Source organism: Enterocloster aldenensis (assembly GCF_003434055.1).
GTDB classification, from domain to species: Bacteria; Bacillota; Clostridia; order Lachnospirales; family Lachnospiraceae; genus Enterocloster; species Enterocloster aldenensis.
In genome coordinates, this window is record NZ_QVEX01000006.1 from 313664 (window position 1) to 327699 (window position 14036).

The window sequence follows — 14036 nt, forward strand, 5'->3', positions numbered from 1 at the left end:
AATACTTGCTCCATTATAACCCTGTGTATGAATGAAGGCAACTGTTTTTATACATGGAAACAGACACGGAAAAAAGGCAGGAAGCCCTGGGGCTTATATCTTCCTGCCTTTTTCTGTATACCTGTAAATCCCTGCGGACAATCCGGGCGTGCCTGAACATTCATTGCCGCCATCTGCCGCGTTGCCGTCAGTCAGCGGCGGACCTGCCCCGCTTTTCTCCTCCGCCTTGCCGGCTGACAGGATATCAAACACTGGCAGTACGGTTCCTGACCGGACGGAGACTAATGGTGGAACAGCCTGATTCCTGTAAATGCCATGACCATGCCGTACTGGTTGCAGGTTTCGATTACCTGGTCATCCCGCACCGAGCCTCCTGGCTGGGCCACATACCGGACACCGCTTTTATAGGCCCTGTCAATATTATCCCCAAATGGGAAGAATGCATCCGAACCAAGGGACACGCCGGTCATGGTATCCAGCCAGGCCCTCTTTTCCTCCCTGGTGAATACAGGAGGCTTTACTTTAAACGTCTTTTCCCATCTGCCGTCAGCCAGCACGTCCATGCAGTCCTCGCCGATATAGACATCAATTGCATTATCCCTGTCCGCGCGTCTGATGCCGTCCGCAAAGGGAAGGTCAAGGACCTGGGGCGCCTGACGCAGATACCAGTTGTCCGCCTTATTACCGGCCAGACGTGTACAGTGTACCCTGGACTGCTGTCCGGCTCCAATGCCGATGGCCTGCCCGTCTTTTACGTAGCAGACAGAGTTGGACTGGGTGTATTTAAGGGTAATCAATGAAATCATAAGGTCAGCCTTAGCCTGCTCCGTCAGCTCCCGTTTCTCCGTCACGATATCCTGAAGAAGCTCCTTATTAATCTCCAGGTTATTGTGGCCCTGCTCAAAGGTAACCCCGAATATCTGCTTGCGTTCAATGGCAGCCGGCTCATAATCCGGATCAATCTGGATTACATTGTAATTGCCGTTCTTCTTGGATTTGAGGATTTCCAGGGCTTCCGGCTCATATCCGGGGGCAATGACGCCGTCCGACACCTCCCTCTTGATAATCCTGGCCGTGGAACTGTCACACACATCTGACAGGGAAATGAAATCACCAAAAGAGGACATACGGTCCGCTCCCCTTGCCCTTGCATAGGCGCTGGCCAGGGGGGACAGTTCCCCCATGTCGTCCACCCAGTATATTTTCTTCAGCACATCATCCAATGGCAGACCGACCGCGGCACCTGCCGGTGAAACATGTTTGAAGGATGCAGCCGCGGGAAGCCCGGTTGCCTTCTTAAGTTCCTTCACCAGCTGCCAGCCGTTTAACGCGTCCATGAAATTGATATAACCCGGCCTGCCGCTGAGCACGGTGATAGGCAGCTCCTTATCCCCTTCCATAAAGATTCTGGATGGTTTCTGATTGGGGTTGCAGCCATACTTCAGTTCCAGTTCTTTCATAACAAATCCCTCTCTTTTCATTTGTTCTTATTGACAATCCTTGACTCATAGGTTCCTGACGCAATATCAATGAAGCGGACAAACAGGGATACCTTGTTGTCCTCATTCAGGCTGTTCCAGATCATATCCGTAAATTCGTCAATGGTCCCGGAAATGCCCACCAGCTTCGGTTCTCCCTCAAAGCTTGGAAGGGGGTTCCCGTCATGCATATAGGTATGGATGAAACGTCCTTCCCCCGCAGACGGATTCTCATAGGCGTAGGTAAAACGCAGGCAGGAATCAGGACTTCCGTGATTGCTCTTTAAAATGGACATGGCGTAATTATACCCGCTGTTTTCAATGTGCATGATACCGGAAATGCGCGGCGTGTAGTTGGGAGCATCCGGTTCAAACTCCCTGGACCTTAAGGACTGCTCAAAGGTCATCTGATGGTCCATTCCCTGGTAAACCGTGTCGGTCTGGTCGCCGTTGGTCACAATTGTCTTATTGCCAAGGACCCTCACAGGAGCATAGATAATAAGGCTGGGATCCTCCAGCTTTGCCGGGTCAAATGCCTGGGTGCGGATGGACTGTCCGTCCTCCACGAACACGCGGTTACGGCTGTTGGCGCTCCTGCCCATGATGAAATAGGCGGTCACTGCCTTGGTCCCATCCTCAGAACGTCCCATGACAATTCCGCGTCCGGGATATGCATTGTTTTTCAATTCCTGCTCCAGCGACATCTGCTTCATAGTGTTTCCTCCATTTGCTGTGATTGTTGTCCATGTAAACATAAAAAGGGGCCGGCCCGCCGGACACGCAAAAAACACGCGTGCCCAGGCGGTCGGCCAAATCTTCCGTAATACGGTCCGCGTGCTCCCTGTGGTTCATCCACTATCCGCCAGTCACACGCCCTGTTATTACTATATATCATTTATTCTAATATTGCAATAGTTTATTAGAAGTTTCACTACTGAATTGTCACAATCAATCATTGCGGATGGCTGCCAGCGGGCTCAGCTTCATGGCCCTCATGGCTGGCATGAAACCTGCCGCCATACCCACAAAGATGGCAAACCCAATGGCGGATATGGAAAGCCAGGGCGGAATCCTGGAAAGGTTCCCCACCAGTCCATTGGTCTCTTCCAGACTGACAAATTTGTTGATGATGCCGGAAATCCCATAACTCAGGACAATACCGATCACGCCTCCCATGAATCCGATAAAACCAGACTCAATGAGGAACATGTTGCGGATATTGCCCATATCGCAGCCAAGGACCTTCATGACCCCAATCTCCTTGGTCCGCTCATAGATGGACATCATCATGGTATTGGCAATACCGATGGCCGCCACAAACAGGGACACGGCGCCGATTCCGCCAAGGACTGCCTGTATCATCTGGGACTGCTGCTTGGAGCTTTCCATCCAGTCCATCCTGCTGTTTACCTGAAATCCCATATCAGCCACCTGGGCCTGGACATCCTTTACATATTCCATATCGTCCACGTAAATCTGCGCCCGGCTGTATACCAGGTAGGGCAGGGCTTTTCCTTTTTTATTGGTGGGCTGTCCGGGAATAACGGTCCCTCTTTTAAAGGCCTTGCGAAGCTGTGCCTTCAGTCCGTCTATGTCGGTAAACACACCGTAGGAATACGTGCCGTAATCCTGCGGGCCTCCTTCCACCAGCCCGATCCCATCCATCATATATTTCTTTGGAGGCTTGACCCGGGTCTGGCTGTCATCGGATGAATCGCCGTAACTGCCCCGGCTGTTCTTGGACTGGAAATACGCATCCATATCAAAAATAACGAAAAGAGGCTTGTTAAGGAAGTCCACATCCGGAAGCTCACCTGTATCCCAGTATCCCCTTCCTGTCTTGGAATTATAAAAATCCTGCTGTACCGTATTGCCAAAAACCAGCCCTGTCTCCCCTGGCCCCGGCAGCCGGCCTTCCCCCAGAGGAATCTGTTCCAGGAACTTCTGCCCCACCCCCCTTAAGGTCATGTACTGCGCCTCATAGGCGCCCTGCCGGATTACCACGTTCATGTCCAGGATGGGCGAGACACCGGACACATGATTCAGGCGTCCGAATTTCTCCATTACCTCATCTGTGATGTAAGTGGGGTCAGATGACTTGCCGCTGCTGCTTCCCGCCACCATCACAGCCCCGCCCCCATTGTAGGAGCCGCCGGAGCCGCCATACACATCAATGGTGGTCAGGCTTCCCCAGGAGGAAAGCTGTTCCATGAACATCTGGTCCAGGCCAATTCCCAGGGATACCATTACCACGATGGAAGCAGTGCCGATGATGACGCCCAGCACGGTAAGGACCGTCCGGAGTTTTCTCCGTCTTAAATTGTTAATGCTCATAATCAGAAGATCAGGAAATCTCATCGTCCACATCCTCTTCCCTGGCGGCCTTGCGCTTCTTTTTAATGACTATGACAACAGCTGTGATAACAGCCACCGCCACCGCCGCTCCGGCAATCACCAGAACTTTATACCGGTCCCAGAAGGAAGGCTGCTCCGCCTCCGCATCCATGGCGCCTGCCTCCATGCCCGCATCCATGCCAAAGGAATCTTCCATCTCCTCTGTCACGAAGAGGGTCAGTTCCTTTTCCACGGGTTCCGCGGTCACGCCGTTTTCATCCTCATAGGTAATCCTTATCTTTATGGTCCCGTCATCCGTGGTGGGGGCCACGCCTGTAAGCATGATGTCCACGTTGCCCGTGTCGCCCGGCTTGATATTGCCCACATAGGCGTCCGTGGTTTTAATGGAGTCTCCCTCAAAGGCAGCCGTCACATTATAAAGAATGACTTTTCCCGTATTATTGATGCCGAACATCACATTGGACTCAGAGCCCACTGTCATGGTGTCAGGCATCACGTCTATGGTGCTGGTACTCAGCTTGGCGTACTGCTTCACCGGTATGTCCACCACAATGCTCTCTTCCGCATTCTTAAACTCAGGGCTGTCATACTTTTCCTTGATGGTGATTGCATAGGAGCGCTGGTCCACGCCTGCCCTGGCCGTGAATTTGACCCGCACCTCCGTACTTTGCCCCGAACCCAGGTCATTGACCACCATGGAGGAAGACCCTGACTTGGTTGTGAATACCGCGCTGTCCGATACCTTTTCAGATTCCAGGTTAAACAGGATATTGCTGGCAGGGACCGATGTGGATGCATTCTTCATGTTCAGCACCAGTTCGAATTCATTGCCCGCATAGACCTGTTCCGGAATCGTATAATAGCTGTCCACGATAAGCCTTGCCCTGGTCCTGTCGTTGGCGTCAAAATCACCTAGATTATCTTCTTTGTCCTTGGACACGATATGTACGTAAAAGGTCCCCTCCTCCGTATGCAGGTCCCCCTCCGAACTGAGACGGAATGTAATGGTATACTTAATCGGATAATAACCGGTGTAGGAGTCTTTGCGTATGGCCATGCTGTAAGGCGCCGACACGGTTTCGCCTGACTGCACCCGCTCAAAGGTCCTGTCATAGTTTCCATCGTTGATTTCAAACGGGAACTTGGTATCATCCTCTGACAGCTGCATGCTGATGGTCACATCCTGGGCCGTGGTATTGCGCTTATTGCGGAAGTTCACCGTATAGTTCATCACATTGGGATACACGCCCCGGGGCGTTGACTGGTTCTCTCCAATCACGAAGTAATTGCCTTCTTTTTTATCCTCCTCATCGTCCGCGCCGGAAGAAGTGTCCGTTGAAATCCAGATATTGATATAGTCAATGTCCGAACCACCGTCCCACTCCAGAAGGATCGGGATGCTGTAGTAACCCTGCTGTGCATCCCTGCGCACATTGGCTGAAAGGGATACGCTCTTTATATTGCCCTTCTTTATATTGCCCACGTTCTTGGCCAGGAACGTGGTTTCCATGATTTCAAAAGGATAGTAGTCAACCGTATAATCCCCGTTGCCCCTCTCCTCAATCTGCTGGAAGTCATTGGTCTCTAAAAGGCTTATCTTCAGGTTGTCCATGTCCTCATCCGTGGCCCTTACCCGGAAGGAAATGGACATGGACTTGCCAACCCTTCCCCTTGGCGCCTTGGTTGTGGAAATATAATCATTATCACTGGCATTGGTATTATAGCCCAGCTGGTAACCGCTGGCCATGACGCTGGCCGGATGGGCCCCGGCCATGAGGAATACCATTGATGCCAGTATAAGGCCTTTACGAATTCTCATTGGTTTCATTTTCACATACTCCCTTTTCCATGTGGGTCTCCTCAGCCAGCCTGCCGCCGGTTTCCATGCCCACGATTTTTCCATCTACGATTCTGATCCGCCGGTCCGCATAGGAAGCCAGGTTGTTGTCATGGGTAACCATGATCAGTGTCTGCCCCTGCTCCCTGACAATCTTCTGCATCAGGCGCAGCACCTCCATGGTGGTCCTGGAATCCAGGTTCCCTGTGGGCTCGTCCGCGAATATGATCTGGGGGTTCACCACCAGGGCCCTTGCTATGCCCACCCTCTGCTGCTGTCCGCCTGACATCTGGTTCGGCATATGACCTGCCTGGTCCCCCACGCCTACCAGGTCCATGAACTTCCTGGCCTGCTTCAGCCTGTTCCTTTTTGACACGCCGCGGAACGAAAGGGGGAGCGCCACATTCTCAACCGCATTCATGGTATTCAGCAGGTTGTAGGACTGGAAAATGAATCCCACCTTTTCACGCCGGAAGGTCACCAGCTGTTTTTCCGTCATTTTTTCTATGTGTGTGCTGCCTATCTCTATCTCTCCCCTGGTGGGCTTCTCAAGGCCGGCCAGCATGTTTAAGAGGGTTGATTTGCCAGATCCGGAGGTTCCGACGATTGCCACGAACTCCCCCTTATATATCTCAAAATCCACGCCGTCCAGGGCGCGGACCTTCATCTCCCCCACACGGTAAATCTTGTAAAGGTTCTTCACGCTTATGGCCACTTTCCTGCTGTCTGCCGCCTCCTGCTTTCCTGTCACCGGCAGTTCCTTTTTTTCCTCTTCTGCCGTACCTGTCTGTCCTGCCAAAGCAATGCTCCTTTCCTGCATATTCCTGTTGATCTGCCTATCTTCCTATTTTTGTACAGTATAGCTATTTTTGTACACAGTATAGCACAGGCTTAAGTTCCTGTTCTTCTGTATTTTCCTTAAAGATCCTTAATAATTCCTTACACGGTCCCGCGTCCCCATACCGGCAGGACACATTTTCCGGGGAATTCCCTGCTGTGACAGTATAACATAAATTTTTAAAAAAGCCACGAAAAATCACTTGACTTCTACTCCATTCTATGTAAGAATATGACGAGGCACAAATCAGTGCCATATCTGGCAGGTTCCGGCTATCGCACTGGTAGGGTGCGAAGTATTTCCCAAAATCAAGTTTTTAATAAATCCATAATGGCAAAGGAGAATCCCATGAGACATTTATTGAATCCCTTAGACTTCTCTGTGGAAGAAATCGATGACCTTCTGGCTCTTGCAAGGGACATTGAGCAGAATCTTCCCCAGTACGCCCACGTGTGTGACGGCAAGAAACTGGCTACCCTTTTTTATGAGCCAAGCACAAGAACGCGTTTAAGCTTTGAGGCAGCCATGCTGAGCCTGGGCGGCAATGTATTAGGTTTTTCATCCGCCAACTCCAGTTCCGCCGCCAAGGGCGAAAGCGTTGCCGATACCATCCGCATGATTTCCTGCTATTCCGATATATGTGCCATGCGTCATCCAAAGGAAGGCGCTGCATTCGTAGCAGCCCAAAAGGCTCAGATTCCTGTCATCAATGCAGGTGACGGCGGTCATCAGCATCCCACCCAGACCTTAACCGATCTTATGACAATCCGTTCCATGAAGGGACGCCTTGACAACCTGACCATCGGCCTTTGCGGCGACCTGAAATTCGGACGCACCGTACACTCCCTCATCAATGCCATGGTCCGATACCCCAACATCAAATTTATCCTAATATCCCCGCCTGAACTTCGTATTCCGGATAATATCCGCGAGGACGTGCTAACTGCCAACAACGTGGAATTCGAGGAAGTAGGCAACCTGGATGAAGCCATCGGCAAGCTGGACATCCTTTATATGACGCGTGTGCAGAAGGAGCGCTTCTTTAATGAAGAAGACTATATCCGGTTAAAAGACTGCTATATCCTGGACAAGAAGAAGATGAAACTGGCCAAGGAAGACATGTATGTGCTCCATCCCCTCCCAAGGGTAAATGAAATTTCCGTGGAAGTGGACGACGACCCAAGGGCCGCTTACTTTAAGCAGGCCCAGTATGGGGTATACGTGCGTATGGCCTTAATCATGAGATTACTGGAGGTGGAAAAACCATGTTAAATATCAGCGGATTAAAAGAAGGCATTGTTTTAGACCACATCGAGGCCGGAAAAAGCCTGGATATCTATTATCACCTTGGCCTGGACAAGCTGGAATGCCAGGTAGCCATCATCAAGAACGCGCGCAGCAACAAGATGGGCCGCAAGGACATCATTAAGATTGAAGGCGGACTGGATACCGTGGACCTTAAGGTCCTTGGCTACATCGACCACACCATTACGGTGAATATCATTAAGAATGACAAGATTGTTGAGAAGCGGGCATTAAAGCTTCCCAAGAAGATCACCAATGTAATCCAGTGCAAGAACCCGCGCTGCATTACCTCCATCGAACAGGAACTTCCCCATATATTCTATCTGGCGGACGAGAAGAGCGAGACATACAGGTGCCAGTATTGCGAGGAGAAGTACAGCGAATTTAAGTAGGACAAGGATTTAAAGCATACAAGAAAGAAGCCCGCCGGGATATGGATTCCGGTGGGCTTCTTTTTTCGATGCATGGGGCCGTGACATGCCGCTGCCGGACATCACGCCCTTCTCCTCATATGGAGGATGGGAAATGGGTTTCTCTGTCCGTCCAGTTCATCCCTTTGATAGACCTCGAATCCCATGTGTTCATAAAATCCCCTGACGCTCTGTCTGCGGGCGCCGTCCCTCAGGCCCGATGTAGGCGGAGCCGTCAAAAGCCAGAATCAGCAGGAAAATGGGATTCAGCAGGATAAGACCGATTGCAAATCCCGTGCCGTGGCCAAAGGACATGGACATCTTGACACAGGCCATGATGTTCATCACAATTGTCCCAATGGATGCGGCGTAATACAGGAACAGCATACCGTCCACCCTCTCAAGAATGGCCGTGACAATGACAAATGCCATGAACACTGCGAACATCTTCGTATTCCAGACCAGCTTATACTCGGTATAGGTGCTGTAGATAGGGATCAATGCCTTCCAGCCCGGCTCCCCTGCCTTATTGAATATCATCCAGTAGGCAAGGATGTAGATGATGAGCAGCACTACTGCTATAAAGAACAGTAAAATCCCAAACCCCAAAAGCAGCATGACCAATTCTTCCATTGTGTCTCCCCCTATCCTCTGGCCGGGACAATCTCAAGCCAGTAGCCGTCCGGGTCCGTGATGAAATAAATGCCCATGCCCGGGTTCTCATAACAGATGCATCCCATCTCTTCATGATGCTTGTGGATATCATCAAAGTCATCCACGTGGAATGCCAGGTGGAATTCACATTCTCCCAGGTTATAGGCTTCTGTCCTGTCCCTTAACCAGGTCAGTTCAAGGGTGAAGTCCGTTTTCCCGTCACCCAGGTATACCAGCTTAAAGGAGCCGTCAGATGCCTCCTTCTCCCTTACCGGCACCAGGCCCAGTGCTTCCTTATAAAAGGCAAGGCTCTTATCCAGGTTCAGTACATTAAAATTAAAATGGTTAAATGTTATCATAGGGTTTCTCTCCTTATTGTGAATAAATCAATCCGCATGGACACGTTGTTATTATAGCACATGGCGGACCAAATTACCATATGCAGGAAAAAACTGACCGGCCCCACTCATAGGGACCGGTCAGGCTGATACTGCGTCTGATAAAATTGCTGCGGTTCCAGACAGACGTCATCTCATTATTTCTTCGGGACCATGACTTCCATTCCGCCCATGTATGGACGAAGGGCCTGCGGGATCTTCACGCTGCCGTCAGCCTGCAGATTGTTCTCCAGGAAGGCAATCAGCATACGGGGCGGCGCAACCACGGTGTTGTTCAGGGTATGGGCCAGGTACTTGCTTCCATCCTCTCCCTGCACGCGGATCTTCAGTCGGCGGGCCTGGGCATCCCCAAGGTTGGAACAGCTTCCCACCTCAAAGTACTTCTTCTGTCTTGGGGACCACGCCTCCACGTCCACGGACTTGACCTTAAGGTCGGCCAGGTCGCCGGAACAGCACTCCAGGGTACGGACCGGAACGTCCAGGGTACGGAATAAGTCAACCGTGTTCTGCCACAGCTTATCATACCACATGGGGCTTTCCTCCGGCTTGCAGACAACAATCATCTCCTGCTTCTCAAACTGGTGGATACGATAAACCCCTCTCTCCTCAATGCCATGGGCTCCCTTCTCCTTGCGGAAGCATGGGGAGTAGCTGGTCAGTGTCTGGGGAAGCTGGGCTTCCGGTGTGATTGTATCAATGAATTTGCCGATCATGGAGTGCTCGCTGGTACCGATCAGGTACAGGTCCTCACCCTCAATCTTGTACATCATGGCGTCCATCTCCGCAAAACTCATGACGCCGGTCACAACATTGCTGCGGATCATGAAGGGAGGCACACAGTAGGTAAATCCACGGTCAATCATAAAATCTCTCGCATAGGAAATAACAGAGGAATGCAGCCGTGCAATATCACCCATCAGATAGTAGAAGCCATTGCCTGCAACCCTTCTTGCAGCATCCAGGTCAATGCCCTCAAAGCGCTCCATGATTTCCGTGTGGTATGGGATATCAAAATCAGGCACCACCGGTTCCCCAAAGCGCTCCACCTCCACGTTCTCACTGTCATCCTTTCCAATGGGGACACTGGGGTCGATGATGTTGGGGATGGTCATCATGATCTTCATGATTTTCTCAGACAGTTCCCCTTCCTTTGCCTCCAGCTCGGCCAGACGGGTGGAGTTGGCGCTTACCTGGGCCTTGACAGAATCAGCCTCCTCCTTCTTACCCTGTGCCATCAGTTTTCCAATTTCCTTGGACAGCTTGTTCCGGCTGGCGCGCAGGTCGTCTGCTTCCTTCTGGGTGACGCGGTTTTCTGCATCCAATGCAATCACTTCGTCCACCAGCGACAGTTTGCTGTCCTGGAATTTATTTTTAATGTTCTGTTTGACGATGTCCGGGTTTTCTCTTACAAACTTCAAATCTAACATGGTATTCCTCCTGGGTTTCCTTGATGTAATGCCTTCATTGCCTTCCATAAAAAGACAGGCATTCCTGTACTGTTACAAAGTATATAACATTTTCCAGGGAAATAAAAGCCCCTTTTTACTGATTTTTTGAGGCTGACAGCACGAAAAGAGCGAAATTTAATCTCTTTCCTGTGATGCATAGCAGCACACGCCGTTTACATAGGTGGCCTCCACCCGGATCCGGGCCAGTTCCCCGGCAGGCACCTCAAAGGGATTTGAATCCAGCACCACGAAGTCCGCGGCCATGCCCGGCGCAATACGGCCTTTTTCATTTTCCTCAAAGGAAGCATGGGCGCCTTCAACCGTAAAGGAATCAAGGGCCTGCTGAACGCTCATGGCCTGCTCCATGAGATACGGTCCCACATGGTCCTTTACCGTTGTCCTGGTTACCGCGCACTGGATGCCCTTCATCACATCCGGCAGTTCCACCGGACAGTCGGAGCCGTTGGATGTATGGGTTGTCTCATACAAGGTCTTAAAGTTATAGCTGGATGCGGCCCGCTCCTTCCCGATGCGTTCTTCCACGATATGGATGTCGTAATCCAGGAAAATGGACTGGATATAGGCATGCAGGGACAGCTCTTCAAATTTCCTTAACTGGTCCGGCCTTGTTATCTGGCAGTGGACAATGCCGTGGCGGTGGTCCGGCCTTGGGCACTCTTTAAGGGCTTTTTCGTAAGCAGCCAGTATATCGTCCAGTATCCCGTCACCGATTGCGTGGATGGCCACCTGCATCCCATGGGAGTTGGCATAACCCACCATCTCCTCAAACTGTTCCCTGGTAAATATAGGAATCCCGCAGGTAGACGGATCGTCGGCATATGGCCTGCTTAAATACGCGCTCCTGGCGCCCAGTGAGCCGTCCCCCAGCATTTTTAACGGTCCGATCTTAAACCATGGGGTTCCCCATCCTGTATGATACCCTTTTTCCAGAAATCCTTTCAGGTCCTTTAAGGTGGTGAACTGGGACTGCTCATATACCCTGACCGTCATCCGGCCTTCCGCCTCCAGTTCCCTGTATGCCTCCAGCACACGCTCATATGGCACATTGTTAAAGGCCAGCAGGTCATCGGTCTGGGAAGAGGTAACACCGCAGCGGTTCAGGGCATGGGATGCGGCGAGGATCATCTCCTTGATATCTTCCTTGGTGGGTTCGGGCAGGCGGCCGTATATCAGGTCCATTGCATTCTCACGGAAAATACCGTTGGGCCTGCCATCCGCCTCCACCTCGAACCTTCCCCCCTCCACCTGGGGCGTGTCCTTTGTGATACCGGTAAGCTCCAGGGCTTTGGTGTTGACCACACACGCGTGGCCGCAGGTCCTTATCAGGCAAATGGGATGTTCCATTGATATCCCGTCCAGGTCATGGCGGTCAGGGAAACGCCTGCCGTCCTCAAAGTAATCATGGTTCCATCCCCTGCCCTTGACCCAGGTCCCCGGCCTGATATTATGTTCAAGGATGAAATCCTTCATATATTCCTTCATCCCGCCCATGGATGTGGTATGGGCAGACAGGTCCGCCATGCGCAGCGCGTTGCCATAATTCAGAAGGTGCATATGGGAATCATTGAAACCGGCACAGACAAAACGGCCCTTAAGCTCCCTTATCCCATCCCCTTCTTCCTTAAAGGCCATTGCGCCTTCATTGGTACCGGCATACACGAACCGGCCATCTTCTGTCACAAAGGCCTCACACAGGGGAAGTTCCCCTGTGTACACGGCCCCGTTCCGGTATATTATCCTCATGGTGCGTCCCCTTATCCTTTTTTCTGCATTTTCTTTTTGTCCTCATAGAACAGGGGGATGTCCTCCTCCAGGGTGCCGATGCCCATGTAGCGGGCCTTATAATCCTTTAACAGCTTAAAGTAGGTGCCGGACAGGATCAGGACAACAAACACATTGATAAAGGTAGGGATACCACTTGTGATGTCCACCAGGGTCCAGATGCTTAAATCCCCTACATTAATCAGGTACAGGGTAAGGAGGAACGGCGGCAGGGCGTAAAAATACTTGAAAAGCATAAGCAGCCATTTCTTCAGCACCGGGTGGTCCTTGGCCAGGTGGCGCAGGGTAACTTCATAATACACATACCAGCCCCCGGAAGTGGTGACAGAGAAAATCACCATGGTGGCTGTCATGAACACGGTCCCAAAGGAACCCAGGCTGTGCTGGAACACATTGAGGGCCAGGGTTGCATTGGTTGCGCCGGAGGTCCATTCTCCTGTTATCAGCACGCTGAGGGCCGTAATGGTACATACGATGAAGGTATCCACAAAGACCTCAAAGGAACCCCAAAGCCCCTGCTCCACCGGATGCCTGGTCTTGCTGGAAGCGTGTACCATGGGGCTGGTACCCCAGCCGGCTTCATTGGAGTATACGCTTCTCTGCATGCCTGTGGCAATGGCCTTGGACACGGTAACACCTGCAAATCCGCCCATGGCAGCGGTTCCTGTGAAGGCATTGGTAAAAATGGAAGCAATGGTGGGAACCAGGTTCCCGATGTTAAGGATGATGATTAAGACACCGAACAGCATATAACCAAGGCTCATCACAGGCACCAGCTTTACGAAGATCTTACTCAGGTTCTTAACCCCCCTCCAAATCAGGGCATAGATGAAGATGACCAGCATCAGGGAGGCCAGTTCCTGCTTTACCCCAAAGGACTGTGCCAGCACCTCGGAGGTGGTAAAATTAGAGGCGCTGATGAAAAAGGTGGAGAAAATGCCAAGGCCGAATATAAATGCCAGCGGAAGCCATTTCTTCCCCCAATGGCGCTCTTCCCCAAGGCCGTACTCCATATAGTAGGTGGGACCGCCGTAAGGGTTGCCTTCCTCGTCGGTGCGGCGGTAGTAAACAGCCAGGGTAACCTCAACCTGCTTAATCAGCATGCCTATGAAGGCGGTAAGCCACATCCACAGCACGGCTCCCGGTCCGCCCGTGGTCACGGCGGTGGCCACACCTGCAATGTTGCCAAAGCCCACGGAACCGCCAACCGCGGTGGCGATGGCCTCATAAGGGCTTAAAAGTCCTTTGTCATTTTCATCCTGCACATGGTCCTTGCGCAGGATACAGCCCAGGGTGCGCTTAAAGATGTAACCCAGATGGCGCACCTGGAAAAACCCGGACCGGACCGTAACGTAAACACCGGTAATGATGATCAGCGCAATCAATGGCGGCCCCCATATGATTTCACCGTTGAGCCAGTTTAAAAAATCTGTCATTTATTAAATCCCCCTTGTCTTTAGTCTGGATGCTGATGTGGATTTTCGGCAAAGAAAAAGCAACGGCCAAGGCC

The 14036-nt window shown here is 51.6% G+C and carries 13 protein-coding genes and 1 riboswitch; of the genes, 2 read left to right on the forward strand and 11 right to left on the reverse strand.

Annotation, left to right across the window (positions count from 1 at the left end; genetic code table 11):
* Positions 1–93: 93 nt before the first annotated feature.
* The 6 genes from DWX59_RS28735 to DWX59_RS15055 all read right to left on the reverse strand — a co-directional run bounded on the left by DWX59_RS28735 (position 94) and on the right by DWX59_RS15055 (position 6490).
* The gene (locus tag DWX59_RS28735) at positions 94–252 is read right to left on the reverse strand and encodes a hypothetical protein (RefSeq protein ID WP_165642260.1); all 159 of its coding nucleotides are present in this window, start codon (positions 250–252) and stop codon (positions 94–96) included.
* 29 nt (positions 253–281) lie between these two features.
* On the reverse strand, positions 282–1460 hold the full coding sequence (locus DWX59_RS15035; protein WP_117560010.1) for a phosphoribosylaminoimidazolecarboxamide formyltransferase: 1179 nt from the start codon (positions 1458–1460) through the stop codon (positions 282–284).
* Positions 1461–1477: 17 nt separating this feature from the next.
* Entirely contained in the window at positions 1478–2191 is a 714-nt protein-coding gene (locus DWX59_RS15040) for an IMP cyclohydrolase (RefSeq protein ID WP_117560011.1), read from the reverse strand.
* A 75-nt stretch (positions 2192–2266) separates the two neighbouring features.
* Positions 2267–2358, reverse strand: a riboswitch (ZMP/ZTP riboswitch).
* 68 nt (positions 2359–2426) lie between these two features.
* Entirely contained in the window at positions 2427–3836 is a 1410-nt protein-coding gene (locus tag DWX59_RS15045; RefSeq protein WP_117560012.1) for an ABC transporter permease, read from the reverse strand.
* Complete coding sequence (locus DWX59_RS15050; RefSeq protein ID WP_409337939.1) at positions 3823–5619, reverse strand: COG1361 S-layer family protein; 1797 nt, start codon at positions 5617–5619, stop codon at positions 3823–3825. The genes DWX59_RS15045 and DWX59_RS15050 overlap by 14 nt, the downstream gene beginning before the upstream one ends.
* Before the next feature lie 19 nt (positions 5620–5638).
* Positions 5639–6490, reverse strand: a complete 852-nt coding sequence (locus DWX59_RS15055) for an ABC transporter ATP-binding protein (RefSeq protein WP_409337936.1) — start codon at positions 6488–6490, stop codon at positions 5639–5641.
* A gap of 366 nt (positions 6491–6856) precedes the next feature.
* Between DWX59_RS15055 and pyrB the strand changes: the two genes are divergently transcribed.
* Both pyrB and DWX59_RS15065 read left to right on the forward strand, forming a co-directional pair.
* Positions 6857–7780 carry an aspartate carbamoyltransferase gene (pyrB, locus tag DWX59_RS15060; protein WP_117560014.1) on the forward strand — a complete coding sequence of 308 codons (924 nt, stop codon included), beginning with the start codon at positions 6857–6859 and terminating at the stop codon, positions 7778–7780.
* On the forward strand, positions 7774–8205 hold the full coding sequence (locus DWX59_RS15065) for an aspartate carbamoyltransferase regulatory subunit (RefSeq protein WP_117560015.1): 432 nt from the start codon (positions 7774–7776) through the stop codon (positions 8203–8205). Before pyrB ends, DWX59_RS15065 begins: the two co-directional genes overlap by 7 nt.
* Positions 8206–8394: 189 nt before the next feature.
* Here DWX59_RS15065 and DWX59_RS15075 read toward each other — a convergent pair whose 3' ends face one another.
* The 5 genes from DWX59_RS15075 to DWX59_RS15095 all read right to left on the reverse strand — a co-directional run bounded on the left by DWX59_RS15075 (position 8395) and on the right by DWX59_RS15095 (position 13962).
* The gene (locus DWX59_RS15075) at positions 8395–8856 is read right to left on the reverse strand and encodes a DUF5684 domain-containing protein (protein ID WP_165642262.1); all 462 of its coding nucleotides are present in this window, start codon (positions 8854–8856) and stop codon (positions 8395–8397) included.
* A gap of 11 nt (positions 8857–8867) precedes the next feature.
* Positions 8868–9236, reverse strand: coding sequence for a VOC family protein (locus tag DWX59_RS15080; RefSeq protein WP_008716394.1), 369 nt, complete (start codon positions 9234–9236; stop codon positions 8868–8870).
* Between the two features lie 176 nt (positions 9237–9412).
* Positions 9413–10702, reverse strand: a complete 1290-nt coding sequence (gene serS, locus DWX59_RS15085; protein WP_117560016.1) for a serine--tRNA ligase — start codon at positions 10700–10702, stop codon at positions 9413–9415.
* Between the two features lie 156 nt (positions 10703–10858).
* Positions 10859–12487 carry an amidohydrolase gene (locus tag DWX59_RS15090; RefSeq protein WP_117560017.1) on the reverse strand — a complete coding sequence of 543 codons (1629 nt, stop codon included), beginning with the start codon at positions 12485–12487 and terminating at the stop codon, positions 10859–10861.
* An 11-nt stretch (positions 12488–12498) separates the two neighbouring features.
* Positions 12499–13962 (reverse strand): alanine/glycine:cation symporter family protein, encoded by a 1464-nt coding sequence (locus tag DWX59_RS15095; RefSeq protein ID WP_117560018.1) that lies wholly within the window; start codon positions 13960–13962, stop codon positions 12499–12501.
* Between the last annotated feature and the right edge of the window lie 74 nt (positions 13963–14036).

Bases quoted from the DNA above. Each gene is read 5' to 3' on its own strand.
- DWX59_RS15080 (WP_008716394.1), bottom strand. From the start codon at position 9,236: ATGATAACATTTAACCATTTTAATTTTAATGTACTGAACCTGGATAAG.
- DWX59_RS15075 (WP_165642262.1), bottom strand. From the start codon at position 8,856: ATGGAAGAATTGGTCATGCTGCTTTTGGGGTTTGGGATTTTACTGTTC.
- DWX59_RS15035 (WP_117560010.1), bottom strand. From the start codon at position 1,460: ATGAAAGAACTGGAACTGAAGTATGGCTGCAACCCCAATCAGAAACCA.
- DWX59_RS15055 (WP_409337936.1), bottom strand. From the start codon at position 6,490: ATGCAGGAAAGGAGCATTGCTTTGGCAGGACAGACAGGTACGGCAGAA.
- DWX59_RS15050 (WP_409337939.1), bottom strand. From the start codon at position 5,619: ATGGTATTCCTCATGGCCGGGGCCCATCCGGCCAGCGTCATGGCCAGC.
- DWX59_RS15040 (WP_117560011.1), bottom strand. From the start codon at position 2,191: ATGAAGCAGATGTCGCTGGAGCAGGAATTGAAAAACAATGCATATCCC.
- DWX59_RS15065 (WP_117560015.1), top strand. From the start codon at position 7,774: ATGTTAAATATCAGCGGATTAAAAGAAGGCATTGTTTTAGACCACATC.
- DWX59_RS15095 (WP_117560018.1), bottom strand. From the start codon at position 13,962: ATGACAGATTTTTTAAACTGGCTCAACGGTGAAATCATATGGGGGCCG.
- pyrB (WP_117560014.1), top strand. From the start codon at position 6,857: ATGAGACATTTATTGAATCCCTTAGACTTCTCTGTGGAAGAAATCGAT.
- DWX59_RS15045 (WP_117560012.1), bottom strand. From the start codon at position 3,836: ATGAGATTTCCTGATCTTCTGATTATGAGCATTAACAATTTAAGACGG.
- DWX59_RS15090 (WP_117560017.1), bottom strand. From the start codon at position 12,487: ATGAGGATAATATACCGGAACGGGGCCGTGTACACAGGGGAACTTCCC.
- serS (WP_117560016.1), bottom strand. From the start codon at position 10,702: ATGTTAGATTTGAAGTTTGTAAGAGAAAACCCGGACATCGTCAAACAG.